Annotated in this window: 14 protein-coding genes; all 14 read left to right on the top strand. The window is 38.7% G+C overall.

From position 1 onward, the window contains the following. Positions 1 to 12: 12 nt before the first annotated feature. The 14 genes from JL57_RS23805 (at position 13) to JL57_RS23740 (ending at position 15,989) form a co-directional block, all read left to right on the top strand. A complete protein-coding gene (locus JL57_RS23805; protein WP_034144409.1) occupies positions 13 to 981 on the top strand; it encodes an ABC transporter permease in 969 nt (322 codons plus the stop codon). A gap of 110 nt (positions 982 to 1,091) precedes the next feature. After that, positions 1,092 to 2,120, top strand: a complete 1,029-nt coding sequence (locus JL57_RS23800) for a sugar-binding protein (protein WP_291300492.1) — start codon at positions 1,092 to 1,094, stop codon at positions 2,118 to 2,120. Positions 2,121 to 2,172: 52 nt separating this feature from the next. Continuing rightward, positions 2,173 to 3,198, top strand: a complete 1,026-nt coding sequence (locus tag JL57_RS23795) for a substrate-binding domain-containing protein (protein WP_034144434.1) — start codon at positions 2,173 to 2,175, stop codon at positions 3,196 to 3,198. Between the two features lie 149 nt (positions 3,199 to 3,347). Further along, entirely contained in the window at positions 3,348 to 4,415 is a 1,068-nt protein-coding gene (locus JL57_RS23790; protein WP_034144408.1) for a zinc-binding dehydrogenase, read from the top strand. Between the two features lie 708 nt (positions 4,416 to 5,123). Further along, complete coding sequence (locus tag JL57_RS23785) at positions 5,124 to 5,702, top strand: Uma2 family endonuclease (RefSeq protein WP_034144407.1); 579 nt, start codon at positions 5,124 to 5,126, stop codon at positions 5,700 to 5,702. Then, positions 5,683 to 6,144: a 2-oxo acid dehydrogenase subunit E2 gene (locus JL57_RS23780; RefSeq protein WP_366557083.1), complete on the top strand. Its 462-nt coding sequence runs from the start codon at positions 5,683 to 5,685 to the stop codon at positions 6,142 to 6,144. The genes JL57_RS23785 and JL57_RS23780 overlap by 20 nt, the downstream gene beginning before the upstream one ends. 363 nt (positions 6,145 to 6,507) lie before the next feature. Then, on the top strand, positions 6,508 to 7,305 hold the full coding sequence (locus JL57_RS23775) for a DeoR/GlpR family DNA-binding transcription regulator (protein WP_034144406.1): 798 nt from the start codon (positions 6,508 to 6,510) through the stop codon (positions 7,303 to 7,305). A 2-nt stretch (positions 7,306 to 7,307) separates the two neighbouring features. Further along, positions 7,308 to 8,801, top strand: coding sequence for a sugar ABC transporter ATP-binding protein (locus JL57_RS23770; RefSeq protein ID WP_034144405.1), 1,494 nt, complete (start codon positions 7,308 to 7,310; stop codon positions 8,799 to 8,801). 385 nt (positions 8,802 to 9,186) lie between these two features. After that, positions 9,187 to 9,930 (top strand): SDR family NAD(P)-dependent oxidoreductase, encoded by a 744-nt coding sequence (locus JL57_RS23765; protein ID WP_034144404.1) that lies wholly within the window; start codon positions 9,187 to 9,189, stop codon positions 9,928 to 9,930. Positions 9,931 to 10,107: 177 nt separating this feature from the next. Then, positions 10,108 to 11,166 carry a sugar ABC transporter substrate-binding protein gene (locus JL57_RS23760; RefSeq protein WP_034144403.1) on the top strand — a complete coding sequence of 353 codons (1,059 nt, stop codon included), beginning with the start codon at positions 10,108 to 10,110 and terminating at the stop codon, positions 11,164 to 11,166. Positions 11,167 to 11,246: 80 nt separating this feature from the next. Further along, positions 11,247 to 12,782: a sugar ABC transporter ATP-binding protein gene (locus JL57_RS23755; protein ID WP_291300491.1), complete on the top strand. Its 1,536-nt coding sequence runs from the start codon at positions 11,247 to 11,249 to the stop codon at positions 12,780 to 12,782. Further along, complete coding sequence (locus tag JL57_RS23750) at positions 12,763 to 13,758, top strand: ABC transporter permease (protein ID WP_291300490.1); 996 nt, start codon at positions 12,763 to 12,765, stop codon at positions 13,756 to 13,758. Before JL57_RS23755 ends, JL57_RS23750 begins: the two co-directional genes overlap by 20 nt. Positions 13,759 to 13,816: 58 nt before the next feature. Beyond that, entirely contained in the window at positions 13,817 to 15,727 is a 1,911-nt protein-coding gene (locus JL57_RS23745) for an aldehyde ferredoxin oxidoreductase family protein (protein WP_034144402.1), read from the top strand. Then, a complete protein-coding gene (locus tag JL57_RS23740; RefSeq protein ID WP_034144401.1) occupies positions 15,720 to 15,989 on the top strand; it encodes a hypothetical protein in 270 nt (89 codons plus the stop codon). The genes JL57_RS23745 and JL57_RS23740 overlap by 8 nt, the downstream gene beginning before the upstream one ends. The last annotated feature ends 372 nt before the right edge of the window (positions 15,990 to 16,361 follow it).

The raw sequence follows: 16,361 nt of genomic DNA, 5'->3' as shown, positions 1-16,361 counted from the left end.
GAGTGAATATTGATGGGTAAGGATAATAAAAGCAACCCACTACACAGGATTTACAAATCATCTACATTTGGAATAGTTATGATACTTTTGGTCATGTGCACCTTTATTGCAGTCCTTTCCGATAAGTTTCTTACAACAGATAATCTGCTTTCAGTTTTCAGAGCCTTTTCGTTTGTGGCAATAATGGCAATTGGTGAGTGTCTAGTTATAATTACTGGAGGTATAGACCTGTCAGTAAGTTCTATTTTTGCCTTTTCAGGTGTTATTAGTGCGATGGCTATGGTCCAATGGGGACTTCCGGTACCTCTGGCAATTATGATAGGTATGGCGGCAGGTGTTGCCTTTGGGTTTGCAAATGGGATTTTCATCACAAAGCTCAAACTTCCACCATTTATTGCAACCCTTGGAATTTTAAGCATCGCCAGAGGATTGTCATATGGTATAACTGGCGGGTATCCTATTCCTGATTTTCCTGCATCATTCAAATTTATTGGACAGGGCTATATTGGGATTATTCCCTTCCCTGTAATACTGCTTATATTGCTGGGGATTATATTTAGTATTTTCCTCAGGTCAACAGTTTTTGGAAGGCGTATATACGCCATTGGCGGAAATGAAGAAGCAGCAAGAGTTTCAGGTATTAACACAGACAGAACTAAGATAATAGTTTATTGCCTGTCAGGATTACTTGCTGGTATTGCCGGAATGGCAACAGCTGCAAGGTTGGGGGTTGCACAATCCACTGCAGGGATGGGATATGAACTTGATACTATTGCGGCGGTTATCATAGGCGGTACAAGTGTGTCAGGCGGTGTCGGTACGGTTTTTGGTGCAATAATAGGCGCGGCTATCATGGGCGTGTTAAGAAACGGGTTAATACTGCTCAATGTTTCAGCGTATTGGCAGCAAACTGTAATAGGTTGTGTAATTATTTTGGCTGTATCTGCTGACCAACTTAGATATATTAGAGCTAAAAAATAGCTGTTGGGGGATAGTTATGGATTGTTTATTGGCAAAGGGGGAATGTGGAACTGCACTAGTTTGTTCTTCTATTTATGACTTATCTCATTATATTTGAAGGAGGATTTGGAATGAATACAAAAAAACTTGTCGCATTACTTTTGGTAGTAGTTGCAACGCTAATCCTGATTGTGGCTTGTGGCAGAACACCAAAGGCAGAAACAAATGCGGTTGAACCAGCTAAAGCGCAGGATAAGACTGAAGCTGCGCCAGCTAAGAAGGCTAATAAAGACATAACAATAGTTATTGTTCCGAAGGCACTGGACAATCCAATTTTTATTGACGCCAAGGTTGCAGCAGAAAAAGCAGGCAGGGAACTTGGTATCAAGGTTGATTGGGTAGGTTCCACTAACTCTGTTGCGTCTGAGCAGGTTACGGTAATTGAGGGTCTTATAGCGAAAAAGGTTGATGCCATTCTGATTAGCTGCAATGATGCAACCGCCTTGAAGGATGTTATAAACAAGGCTACAGACCGAGGAATAAAGATTGCTACATTTGACTCTGATTCGCCTGACAGTAAAAGGTTATTCTATATAGGTACAAATAATTATAATGCGGGCAAGAAGGCTGCGGAATACATGACAAAGCTGCTTCCTAACGGCGGAAAGGTAGCAATTCTGACAGGAGTATTGGGTGCTCCCAACCTTGAGGAAAGAATCAAAGGTTTCAAGGATGCGGCCAAAGGCTCAAAGTTGCAAGTACTTCCTGTTCAGACAGGTGAGGATGATGTTGCAAAATCAGTTGAGATTGTAAACCAGTTTACTTCAGCAAATCCTGATCTTGCAGGCTGGTGGTTTGATGGAGGATGGCCTTTCTTTGCAGACGAGGATGCTCTTGCAGGACTTAAGAAGTTCCGTGACAAGGGAGGAAAGGTTGTTTCAATCGATACTTTCCATCCTATGCTCAAGTTTATGAAGCTTGGATATGCTGACCAGTTCATCGGCTCTAACTACACTGCAATGGGAGATCAGGGTGTAAAGCTTCTCTTAAAGGCAATACAGGGTGAAAAGCTCACAGAGACAAATGTTGATACAGGCTTTGAGCTCTGTGACAAAGCAAATGTTGAAGAAGTATTGAAGTCAAAAACACCTTGGAAATAAGAATTCAACGCTAATGTTGAAAATTTATAATCGAGAGGCAAGCGTGATTATAATGAAAAAATTTAAAATAATTTTATCAATATTGGTTATTTGCTTTATGTTTGCAACAATAGTTGCCTGTGGAAATATTGAAAAACCGACTTCCGCCGATACAAATAAAGTAGAAGGATCAAAAACGGAAACTGCAAAAGCTGTAAAAGATGACGCTATTTATTACACTATTGGTATGAATATTAATATTCCCTACTGGCAGGATCATAAAAAAGGTCTTGAAGCAGCAGCAGCAGAATTGGGTGTAAAGGCAGTATTTACTGGCGAGAATGGTAACGATGCTGCTAATCAAATCAATATATTTGAACAGGTATTGGCAAAGAAACCAGCGGGAATTCTTGTTAGCCCTATAGACCCAGAAGGAATGATTCCAGCTATTAATAAAGCTATAGAAGCTGGTGTACCTGTAGTTTGTATAGACTCTGACGCACCGAAAAGCAAGAGACTGACATATTTTGGTACAGGAAATTATGAGGCAGGATATGCGGCTGCAGATATTTTAGCAAAAGCTATAGGTGAGAAAGGTGAAGTAGGTTTGCTGACTATTCCTGGCATATTTTGCCTGGATGAAAGACAACGTGGCTTTGAACAGCGTATAAAGGATAAATATTCTAATATAAAGTTGGTTTCTGTGCAGAATGATGAGGGTGACCCAACAAAAGCTGCAAGTGTAACTTCTCAAATGCTTCAGGCAAAGCCCAATCTTGTAGGACTATTTGGTGATGATGCTGCAAGCGGAGTTGGCGCAGCAGCTGCTTTAAGAGAAGGAAATAAGCTTGGAAAAATAAAGGTAGTGGCATTTGACAAGGATTCTGCGGTATTGGACCTGGTAGAACAAGGCTCTATTGAAGCCACCATGGTTCAGAGAACTTTCACAATGTCATACTATGCCCTTAAATTCCTTAATGATTACAATAATAAGAGCGTAAAAATGGCAACTGATATGAAAGGTATAAATCCCCTACCACAATTAGTTGACACTGGAATCATGGTAGTTGATAAGGAAAGTGCAAAGAAATTCAAATAATTTTCAATGTAATATAGCTTGACTTAAATGTAGGAAAAAATATATAAGGTTTTGAAGAATAATGTTCGAAACTTTATATATTTATCCTGCGTTTATCAGACATATACATCGTACTCATATTTTAAAATTAATTAAAAAGAAGGTAGATTATGAAAGCCTTGATGAAGGTAGCCAAAGGTCCTGGGAATATAGAGATTCGGGATATGGAAATACCAAAAATACCACATGATGACTGGGTGCTGATAAAGGTCAAGGCGGCTGGTGTTTGTGGTACAGACCTGCATATCTGGCATGACAAGTTTCCATACTGGCCTCCTGTAGTATTAGGACATGAGTTTTCAGGTGAGATAGTCCAGGTGGGCAGCAAAGTAATAGGATTTAAGCCCGGTGACAGAGTTGTAGCAGAGCCTCATTCACTTGCCTGCGGAGTATGTGAATTGTGCAGACAGGGTAAGGTGCAAATTTGTGCGAGCAAAAGGTCTCCCGGATGGGGGATAAACGGAGCTTTTAGTGACTATCTGGTCATGCCATCAATGCTTCTTCACAAAATACCTGAAGGGGTTTCCTATGAGCTTGCTGCCCTGGCAGAACCCATGGCAATAGCGGTCCATCAGGTAGTGGAAAGAGGAAAAATTGAGTGCCAGGACTTTGTAGTTGTAACGGGGGCAGGGCCGATAGGCATACTTGCAGCCTTTGTTGCCAAGTCTGTTGGCGCGACTAAGGTTGCAATAACAGGTATGAGTGCGTGTGAGCAGGTGAGGTTTAAAGTGGCAGAAGCTCTTGGAGCGGACTACATAATCAATGTAGAAAAGGAAAACGTTGTTGAAAGGGTAATGGAATTGACGAATGGAAGGGGAGCTGACGTAGTAATTGAGACCAGTGGTGCAGGTCCGGCAATAGCTCAGAGTGTGGAAATGGTAAGAAAATGCGGAAGGATATCAGCTATAGGTATCAGCTCCAAAGGCACTGTAAACTTTCCTTGGAATGCGGCAATTTACAAGGTGCTGGACATAGCGTTCAACATGAGTTCAAGCTATACCTCATGGGGTAGGGCATTATCATTGATCGCAAACACAAACAGGGATCTAAACATGCTTATTACGCATAGGACTTCTATAAATGAGTGGGAAACGGTATTCAATGATCTTTTAGCTGAAAAGGGTATAAAGGCATTGTTTATCCCATTTGAGCAACTAGAACATGAAAAGAGGAATTAATGATTTTAGCCATTCGCACAAAGACAATACCCGCTAGTTTAGCGGTTTACATAAAGGCTTTTTCATTTCTTTTCCTCCTATTCCCCCTCCTAGTGAGGGGGCTTTTTCTAATAAAATGCTCTAGGAAGCTCAAAGCAGAACTAACAAACTAAGTTTAAGATCAAATGATAGCAGTAAGGCTTCCCTAGAGAAAGTGTTTGACCCTCTTGACTAACACAATAACTAATTGGAAGTAACTAAAGCTACGCAGTATACAAAAGTAGAAATCATTACGGTCACGTAAAAAACCAGAAGTTAAAAATAGAAGTGCTAATTTGGTTGCTATCGGACAATGCACAGCATTATAAAGATAGTTAACTTTGCCAAATCAAACAATGTTTCAACCATCAGACTAGAAAAAGTATCTGGCATACGTCAGACGGCAAGAACAAGCCGTAAACATTGACCCCGGCACAATTCCCGACGGGACGGAGGGGATTGTGGTCGAGCATTGACCGTTCCTCCGATGGCAGGGATTTAAAATGATATTGGACGAGTATGGGAAAATTGCACAACAGGATTTATTACAAATACCAGAACGATTTTATAATGGCTACCGCAACGGAACGGTCAAGACCGTTCCCTACTAGATTGATTTTATCCTTGATTATGTTATGATATTAGGAAAAAGATGGGATAAGCCATAATGAGGTATTTAGGGGGTTTATGATGGCGATTAATCAGGTTAGATCCGAAGGTTTGTATACGTATGCTGATTACTTAACTTGGCCTGAGGAAGAGCGTTGGGAACTTATTGAGGGGGTTCCCTATGATATGACTCCAGCACCTTCAACTAGGCATCAAGAAATCTTGGGGGAATTGCATCGTATATTTTCTCAATTCTTATATGGTAAGCCATGTAAAGCCTTTCTTTCACCCTTTGATGTTAGACTTCCGAAAGGAGACGACAAAGATGAGGCAGTTATATCTGTTGTTCAACCTGACCTATCCGTTATTTGTGACCGATCCAAAATCGATGAGCGTGGCTGTAAAGGAGCGCCTGACCTGATCATTGAAATACTCTCCCCCTCCACCACGAAAAAAGACCTTGGCGTTAAACTGCGTCTTTATGAAAGAGCTGGGGTTTCTGAATATTGGTTGGTTCATCCCAATGATCAAACAATTCTGGTTTTTTCCTTGAAAGAAGGAATTTATGGAACGCCTATGATTTTTAAAGCCCCGGATGAGGTTCCAGTTCAATTATTTCCTGAACTTTTTATTCCCTTAACTGAGGTGTTCTTGGTCTAAGGAGAACCCTCATTCCTTAGAACGGAGGGTAAGAACGGAGGGGACGGTTCCTTGCGTTCCAAGAGAAGAAGGGAACATAAGGAACCCTCCGTTCACGCCCTCCGTTCACGATAACGGGCTGATCGTACCTGTAATCAAGGACGTGGACCTGATGTCCCTGGAAGAGATTTCAGCTGTAGCAGCAGAGCTTATAGATAAAGCCAAAAAAGGCGGCTTGAAGCCAGATGACTATTCCGGAGGAACGTTCACCATCACCAACCTCGGGATGTTTGAGATTGACGAGTTTACGGCCATCATCAATCCCCCAGAAAGTGCAATCCTGGCTGTAGGAAAGATTGATAGGATACCTGTTGTGGAAGGGGAGAATATCGTGATCAGACCGGTCATGATGCTAAGTCTGACCTATGACCACAGGATCATCGACGGGGCACCTGCCGCCTAGTTCCTGCAAAGAGTCAAGCAAATTATGCTGAATCCATATTCATTGATTTAAGGCATAAAATGATAATGGCACAAATATCAGAGCTGAAGTATAACTTTACATCCTGAATGAAATAAGGGGTGTAAAGTTTTTTATTAGCTTTTTCTCGAAGTAGTGTAGAATAAAAAGTCCAAGCCAGACTAGTCAACTTGAAAAAATACGTAAAAAATGATAATGTTTAAATTAATATTAACAAAATTTAAATATTGTTTTAGCGATAATTTTATGAGTATTGCGTAAATATCTTAAACAAAGATTTTATTAAACAATAAAGCAAAAAATAAAAAGTGAATAATAATGATATGGGGTAGTGAGAGGAAAGTTATGTTTGGAGCTGCTAGACTAAAAAAAATTAAAGATATTATTTATGAAAAAAAACAGGTTAATGTTTCAACTTTAAGTTCAATGCTCTCTGTCACTGAAGTGACAATAAGGAGTGACATTAAGAAGCTTGAACTTGAAGGGTTTATAATAAAGACGCATGGTGGGGCTACATTAAATGAAAAACTTTACCTTGAAATTCAGGAGGAACGTCTACCTAGAGGTACTGAATATGACAGAAATAAAGAAATAATTGGAGAAATTGCAGCTCATATTGTCAAAGAACATGAAGCCATATTTTTGGGGGAAGGCTCAACTTGCTACTTTATTGCCAAGGCACTTAAAAACAAAAGAAATATAACTGTAGTAACTAATAACTTAAATATCGCAAATGTCTTGGCTGAAAACAGCTCAATAAACCTTATTTTGACTGGGGGCAATTTAGTTGGTGATACGATGTCACTGACCGGAGAAATAATACAGAGAGCATTGAAAGGAATATTTGTAGACAAGGCATTTATAAGTGTAAATGGCGTACATATCACAAACGGGTTTACTGTTTCTAATATTGAACAATTAAATGTTTTCAGGACCATTTCAAATATAGCAAAGGAACTGATTGTTGCAGCAGATTGTACAAAGTTTGGAAAGACTACATTTGCCCAGCTGGGATCATTACTAATAGCCAAAAAAATAATAACTAATGAAGACATCCCAAATGAGTATAAGGCATACTTTTTCGAAGAGGGAATCCAAATATTTACATCCTATGAGATTAATGCTTCAATTGGGGTGGAATAGATATGAATGACATAGTATTAGAAATGAAAAACATAAATAAATCGTTTCTGAGCGTTAAAGCACTTATAAACGTTGATTTCTCACTTTTTAAAGGAGAAATTCATGGTGTTATAGGTGAAAATGGTGCGGGGAAGTCTACATTAATGAAGATATTATCAGGTTTATATAAGCCTGATTCAGGAGAAATTTTTGCTGACGGACTGAAAATTGCTTTTAGAAGTCCAAAGCAGGCTTTGGATTGGGGTGTAGGAATGGTATTCCAAGAAACCATTATGGCTCCAGAGCTTTCTGTTTGCGAAAATATTTTTCTAGGAAATGAGATATTGTTTGACAAGCCTTTTCATTATTTGAATGTTAGGAAGATGTATGAAAAATCAAAGTCTTTGTTAGAGGAATTGAACATAAAAATAAACCCAAGCGAAAAAGTTGCCAATTTAAGTCTGGTACAAAAGCAGTTTATACAGTTTGCAAGGATCTTGCTTTACAATCCCAAAGTGATTATTCTGGACGAACCAACTGCTTCACTTACAGAGGTTGAAATAGACCTATTATTCAACTATGTCAGGAAACTGAAAGAAAATGGAGTTTCAATCATATATATAACTCACCGTCTTGAAGAAATAAAAAGGATTAGTGATAGAGTTACGGTATTCAAGGATGGAAAAGTTGTAAATACTGATTATATTGACAAAATGGAAACTTCATCTTTGATCCGGATGATGCTGGGTAAAGACATAAAGGATCATTTCCCCAAATTGCCTGTTGACAAAGGTAGAGAAGTGCTTAGAATATCAAATCTCACAAGCAAAATTCTAAAAGATGTCAACATTGTTCTACATGAGGGAGAAATATTAGGTATAGCAGGATTGGTGGGATCTGGACGCACTAGTCTAGCAAGGTCAATATTTGGTCTGGAAAAGCTTGAAAGTGGAAGGTTTTTTATCAATTCAAAAGAGGTGAAGATTCAGTCTCCTGTTGATGCGATAGCAAACAAGATTGGGTTTTTATCTGAGAACAGGAATGAGCAGGGGTTATTCCTCGTCTTAAATGTAGCTGTTAATATGACAATTGCAGAACTGGATAATTTAATCACATATACAGCCATATCACTAAAAAAAGAAAAAAAAGTAGTAAATTTAATGATAAAAAGGCTGGGCATTAAATCAACAGGTATTGAACAGGAAATGGTAAACTTAAGCGGAGGAAACAAACAAAAGGTTGTCCTCGCCAGGTGGCTTCTTTCAAAAGCAAAAATCTTCATATTTGATGAACCTACAGTAGGTATCGATGTAGGCGGTAAGGTAGAGATATATAATTTGATGAATGAACTGGTGAGAAATGGTGCGGCTGTTATTCTTATATCCTCAGAGCTTTCAGAGTTAGTTGGGATGAGTAACAGGATCATCCTAATGAGAGATGGATGTCTTGTGGGAGAATTAAGTAGGGAAGAAGCAACACAAGAAAAAGTTTTTTGTTTTTCAAATGACGGATATTGATTTATTCAAAACCCTTTGTGCTGAGTAGTCATTGATTTTAAAGAAGCACCAGAAAATATTTTGATATGATGAACATGTAGTTATTGGGAAGACGTCTCTAGTGATACTGTTTAGGCAGTACACGCTAAAACAGAGGCGTCTTTCTCCTTTTTCCAATAATAACGTTATGGTCATTATATTCCTCAACTTATGGACAGGCATGACTGTCTGCCTGCTTTTGGGCATTATAATTTACTATTTCATTTGGAGAAAAAAATAAATATATTAATTAAAAACAAAAAAATAAAAAATTAAAATAAAATAAAGAAGGATTATCGATAAGTTTATAGAATATATTAAATATAAAGAAAAAACAAAAAAATTTAATTGTAGGGAGGGAACAAAGGTGAATGAATTGTACGGTAAATATGCAATTGTAACAGGTGCAGGAGGAGGGATAGGAGCTGCAACTGCCGAGATATTTGCTAAGGAAGGTGCAAAAGGAATTGCAATCGCAGATATAAACATGAAGGCTGCTGAGGATGCCAGTAAAAGGATACAAGAAGAAACAGGTTGTGAATGTATTGCTATAAAAGCCAATGTAGGAGATTACAAGGATATTAAAAATTTGTTTGAAGTAGTCTTAAATAAATTCGGAACTCTTGATATTTTAGTTAATTGTGCTGGTATTTGCCCGGTTGGAAGTATTGAAGAAATTGGAGAAGAAGAATGGGACAAGGTTATGGCTATTAACCTGAAGAGTGTATATCTTTGTTCAAGGGAAGCACTTGCAATAATGAAAGAAAAGAAAAGCGGTAAAATAATAAATGTTTCTTCCATATCAGGAAGAATAGGTGGGATAGCGACCGGAATAAATTATGCTACTTCCAAAGGAGCAATCATTAGCTTGACAATGTCCATGGCAAAAGCTGCTGGGCCATACAACATAAACGTAAACAGCGTTGCACCCGGATTTATAAACACCGATATGACTAAGGATTTTACTCACTTTAATCCTGAAACTGTACCGCTCAGAAGAATCGGAACTGCTGAAGATGTTGCGAACGTAATCAGTTTTCTGTCTTCAGAAAAATCAAGTTATTTAACCGGGTTAACCCTCGATATCAATGGCGGAGTATATATGGGATAAAAGTTATTATTTTTTTGTTTCTTCATAATATATAAAATAATAGTAAAAAAAAGAAGTAATTAATAAATTAAGTTAGAATTTATTAATTCGAAAAGGGGGTGATTAAAAGCGTTAAGGGTAAAGTTCGGGTAAAACTTGTTCTGAATTAATCACAAAAAGTTTGAAAGGGGAATTTTAATGAAAAGGTTTCTAGCATTAATGATTGTTATGGTGTTAGTGTTCTCAGTTGTTGGGTGTTCCACATCTAACCAAAAAGTAGCAGCTGTTGACACAAAGAAACAGGATGTAGTTAAAGCGGATGGTAGTTCTGGTAAAGAACCACCACCAACAAAGAAAAAGGCTCCTATTAAGATTGGTTTTTGTCCTACTGCAATGAATACACACTATCAGGTGATTATAAATGGTGTTCAGCAAGAAATAGATGCTAATGGCGGCAAGAACTTTGCGGAACTCATAATCCAAGCTCCAAGCGGACAATCAGCAGGAGCAGAGCAGGTTAACATAGTAGAAGGTTGGATTCAGCAGGGTATAGATGTAATAGCCATTGCTACTGCAAATGACAACGCAATGGAACCAGTATTTGCAAAAGCTGCAGAAAAAGGAATTCCTATCTTCGAATTCAACATGCCGGTTGTTGCTTCAACAAATCCTTATTACATCAGCAACGTAGGTTATGACCAGAGAGAAGCTGGAAAGGCAATCGGAGAATGGATGGTTAATGCATTTAAAGATCAACCTACAAACATAGCTGTATTAGAAGGTTTACCAGGCGTCCATAACACAGAGCGATACGGCGCGTTCAAAGAAGCAATCAAAGATCATCCAAACCTTAAGATAGTTGCTTCACAGCCAGCTGATTGGGTTCGTGACAAAGGACAGTCTGTAACTGAAAACATGCTTTCTGCTAACCAGAACATAGATGTATTATGGGGAATTTACGACGAAATGGCGTTGGGCGGATTGACTGCTGTGAAAGCTAGAGGACTGCTTAACAAAATTAAAATAGTTGGTTATGACAACACACCTGATGCTTACAAGGCTATCAAACGTAAAGAAATGTCTGCAACAGTTGATACAGCTCCTAAGGAAATGGGCAGAAACATAGTAAAAGCTATAAAGAAATACGTTATAGGTGGCGAAATGGTTCCAAAGGTAATCAATTCAAAAGTTGTAGTTTATGACCAGACTAACATAGACAAATTTGATGTTAGTGAATATGAATATGTAAAGAAATAAGATGATTCTGAAAATGACTTCAAGGAGGCAGCAGAGATCATATGTTGCCTCCTAAGCCTTATAAAGGAGGAATGTAAAAAGTGGAGAAAACGTTTCCTATACTCGAAATGAAAGGAATCTACAAAAGGTTTAGAGGAACAATTGCACTGGATAATGTTAGTCTAAAACTTGAAAAAGGTGAAGTTCTTGGTCTAATAGGTGAGAATGGAGCTGGAAAGTCAACTCTGATGAAGATTTTAGCAGGTGCGTACGTCAAGGATCAAGGTGAAATATTGCTAAATGGTAAAAAGGTTGAAACATTCAGCACTGACTATTTTCAGGAGTTGGGGATCAACATCATATACCAGGAGCTGAGCTTGTTCCTTGACCTCAATTCAACGGAAAATATTTTTATGCACAGGGAGATTACAAGAGGTAAAGGCCTTGCAGCAAAACTTAACGTTAAAACAATGAAAAAGATGGCCACAAAAATTCTTACTGAAGAGTTATCCGTAAATATTGATGTAGAGAAGCCCGTAAGGGAGCTTAGACTTGCTGAGAGGCAGCTAATAGAAATCGCAAGGTCTCTTTCCTCAAAAGCACAGATCATTATTATGGATGAACCGACAGCAGCCCTGGAAGTTGAGGAAAGGGAACAACTTTTCAGCATTATTGACAGGCTTAAAAAGTCCGGGTGCTCCATTATATATGTTTCACATGCCTTGGAAGAGGTGTTGAAGGTTTGTGACAGGATAATGATACTGCGTGATGGCAAGAATGTTGTTGATGTTTTGGTTAAGGAACTTGACGTGAATAGGGTCATCAGTCTCATGATAGGGAAAACATTAACACAACAGTATCCTAAAGTTAGTGTTGAAATTGGGGAACCCGTTCTTAAAGTTAAAAATCTGAGTAAGGGTACACAGTTCCAGGACATCAGTTTTGATCTTCATAAGGGAGAAATCTTAGGCGTTGCTGGACTAGCGGGATGTGGAAAAAGTGAACTTGTCAGATCCATGTTCGGAATAATAAATTATGACAAAGGTAGTATGGAATTATATGGTAATAAAATAAGAATTGCGAATGTTCAAGAGGCTATGAGGAATAAAATTGCTTTTCTTCCGGCTGATAGAAAGACAGAAGGTTTGTTCCTAATGCACGACATAAATTGGAATACTTCAATTGCCAGTTTGAAAAAGATCACTCGCATGTTTATCAATAGGAAAAAAGAAAACAAGTATACCAATAGATATATTTCTGAGCTTTCCATCAAAGCGTCTGGACCGACTCAAATGGCCGGTAACCTTAGTGGCGGGAATCAGCAGAAAATTATGCTGGGAAGATGGCTAATGACAGACCCTGACATAATAATACTTGAAGAACCAACTAGAGGTATTGACGTAAATGCCAAAGCAGAAGTTTATAGGCTCATGATGGATTTTGTCAAGGCAGGGAAAGCTGTTATAGTTGTTTCGTCAGAAGGTCCTGAGCTTGTTGGAATATGTGATAGAATTATAGTAATGTATGAAGGCAAAGTTACCAAAGTGCTTGGAGCAGAAGAGTCTACAGAGGAAATGCTTGCCTATTATTCGGTTCATGATACTGGAGGGTGTAAAAATGAAGAACAATGTAGCTAATCCAAAAATAAATTTAAAAGACATGCTTTCCAAGAGTATAAGTGGATCAGGAGGAGGTATAATAATTGCCTTTTGCTTACTGATTGTCATACTCAGTATAGCTTCGCCACACTTTATGACAGTATCCAACATCACAATAATAATCAGACAGGCAGTATTCGTTGCCATTATAGGTTTTGGTATGACTTTTGTCATAGGAATGGGTGGTATCGACCTGTCTGTTGGAGCCACTATGTCTATATGTGGCCTTGTAGCTGCAGATTTGATTTTAAAGGGCCAGAATATTTTCTTTGCTATATTGGTAGCTCTTATTATTGGAACTTTTATTGGATTTATAAACGGTTTATTGATTTCAAAAGTAGGTATTGCGGATTTTATAACCACGCTGGCAATAATGAGTATTTTAAGAGGAATAATAATGGTTTATTCAAAAGGAATGCCCATTTATGGTCTCAGATTCCCAGAATTGCAGTACCTTGCCCAGGGCTTCATTGGACCGGTTCCAGTACCTGTGTTATTAACTGTTATAAGCATGATTCTATGTTATTATTTAATGTACAGAACCAAGTTTGGAAGATACACTCTTTCAATAGGCAGCAATTCAGAAGCTGCAAGGTTAGTGGGAATTAACATTACAAAGATAAAGATATTGGTTTACTCGTTGACTGGACTGTTGGCCGCAATTGCTGGGGTTCTTCTTACTTCAAGGCTCGAGGCTGCAATGCCTGAGGCTGGAATGGGATATGAACTTGACGTAATAGCAGCTACCGTTATTGGTGGAACAAGCCTTTCAGGTGGTAAAGCAAGTCTAATAGGTACTGCTGTAGGTGCTGTATTGATGGCTGTGGTAAGAAATGGTTTGAACCTTCTTAACATTAATGTTTTCTGGCACCAGGTGGTAATTGGTTCGATCATACTTATTGCAGTAGGTATAGACAGATTTAGTTCAATAAACTTAAAGAACGGGCTAAATTAAACATAAATTATGCGACGACCTAGCTAAGTTATATATTGGTTATTTAGGGGGTAAATTAATGCTTTATGGCTATAATGGAAAGATATTGCGTGTTAATTTAACAACTGGCACGACGAAAATTGAAGAGATGGACGAGCTTTTCTACAGGACATATATGGGTGGCCGATCTATGATTGCTTATTTCCTTCATAAGGAACTTGAACCCGATACTGACCCTTTAGGTTCTGAGAATAAGTTGATTTTTGCTTCAAGTGTAATAACAGGAGTAGCATATCCAGGGCTTGGAAGAAACTCTGTAGGTGCAAAGTCTCCTCTTACGGGCTTATTTGGAGAGTCTGAGGCAGGAGGGTTCTGGGGTGTTGAATTAAAATTCGCAGGTTACGATGCCGTAATTGTTGAAGGTAAATCCGATAGACCCGTATATCTGTTGATACAGGACGGAGTCGCTGAAATCAAAGAAGCTTCATATTTATGGGGTAAAGATACAAAAGACGCGGTTGAAGCAATAAAAGCTGAGATTGGAGACCCAAAACTAAAGTTCGAAGTTATTGGAAAAGCAGGGGAAAACCTTGTCAGGTATGCAGGTATTGCAAACGATTTGAACCATTATCACGGTAGAACCGGTCTTGGTGCCGTAATGGGGTCAAAAATGTTAAAAGCTATCGCTGTGAGGGGTACAAAAAAACCTCCGATGTATGATGCTCAAAAGATTCAGGAATTGGCCAAATGGTTTAGCTTGAATTTTAAAAAGAATGTAGACAATAATACTCAGAACAAATATGGTACAAACCAGTATTACTTTAATGCAAATATCGCAGGGTCACTCCCAACAAGGAATTTTACAACTGGCCAGTTCCCTGAACTGGATTATACGGTTGACGATATGCATGAGGCTCTAAAAATAGGTTCTGAAGGATGTTATGCCTGTCCAATTAGGTGTAAGCAGGTTATGAAGAGCACTTCCCCATATGAAATAGATGAAGCGTACGGGGGACCAGAATACGAATCACTTTCAGGCTTTGGCTCGCTTTGTGGAGTTAAGGATTTTAACGTAGTTTGTAAGGCGAATGAGCTTTGCAACAGGTATGGAATGGACTCCGTATCTGCTTCGGTAACTATAGCTTTTGCAATGGAGTGTCGTGAAAGAGGCATTTTGACAAAAGAACAGATGGATGGTATTGATTTAAAATATGGTAACGGCGAGTTTATGCTACAGATGTTGGAAAAGATTGCGGCACGTGATGGATTTGGTGATTTCCTTGCAGAAGGAAGCAAAAGATGTGCTGAAAAGCTGGGAGGTGATGCAATAAATTATGCCATGCAAGTAAAGGGTCAGGAATTTGCTCTTGCTGAGCCCAGGTCAAAATACGGAATGGGACTTGCGTATGCAGTTTCTCCTACAGGTGCAGACCACCTCCAACATGAGCATGACGGGGCATTTGATCCTAAGCTCACTGGGTACAGCCATGATGCTGATGAACCTTCAGTTTTTGTGAAGGCATGCAACCCGATGGGAATATTGGGACCAGTAGAGAGTTTGTCTCTTTCTGCTGATAAAGTTAGGCTTTTCACTTATCTCCAGCATCTATTCAGCCTTTTCAACTCACTTGGGCTGTGCATATTTGCCTTCGAACCTGTAAGGACAGGTAAGATTAATCATATTCCTGAGATTTTGAAAGCAGCTACAGGTTGGGAAACAAGCCTTTGGGAAATCATGAAACTCGGTGAACGTGGAACAACAATGGCAAGATGCTTTAACCTTAAGCATGGCATGACAAAGGAAGACGACAATCTTCCGGACCGGATGTTTACAGAACTTGAATCGGGTCCGCTGAAGGGATCCAAGCTTGACAAGGCTGAGTTTGAAAAAGCAATTTCGCTTTACTATCAAATGATGGGATGGGATTCTGAAGGCATTCCTACTGAAGGAAAACTTTACGAGCTAGCTATTGGATGGATGTATGAATGATTTGGTAAAAATAAGGATGGAATTTTATGGTCAATTTGTTGGAATCATTGGCAAAAAAGATATGTGCTTTGAAGTTGAACCGGAATTGGAAAAAGCAGTGGGCACAATAGGTCGATGTCTGGAAATGGATTATAACATCAAAATACCCTATGTTTTGTTGTTGAATGATAGACTGGTTTCTTTAATAATAAAAGGTGGAGAAAATCAATCCATAAATAGTGGGGATGTATTTAAATTTGTACCCGTATTATCAGGAGGTTGAATTAACGCATCGCCCCGATCTCGAACAGTTGGAACTCGGAATTCATTCGGGAATTTTAGGAATTTTGACAACACATAATCCAAGTAAACCGTTATAATCAGATTTTGTTGCTTTGCCAGTGCCGTGGGCGCTCACTTTAATTGATATTAAAGGAGCGTTTTTTTCTTTGCCCAATTTGTCGCAAAATGATATTTTCTTACAGTATTCCTTCATTAACTTTACAGTACTGACCCTATCCCGATTTGATGAACACACTAAACGGCTGGCATACAAGTCTTTTCGTGTGCAAAATTTATTTGCGAGGTAATGTCATTAATACGTCATAAGTTGAATTAGAACGGTTTACTAAACTAATTCTAGAATTAGTTATAT

The sequence above is a fragment of the Desulfosporosinus sp. BICA1-9 genome (assembly GCF_000802135.1).
This window is presented reverse-complemented; position numbering and strand designations above follow the sequence as displayed.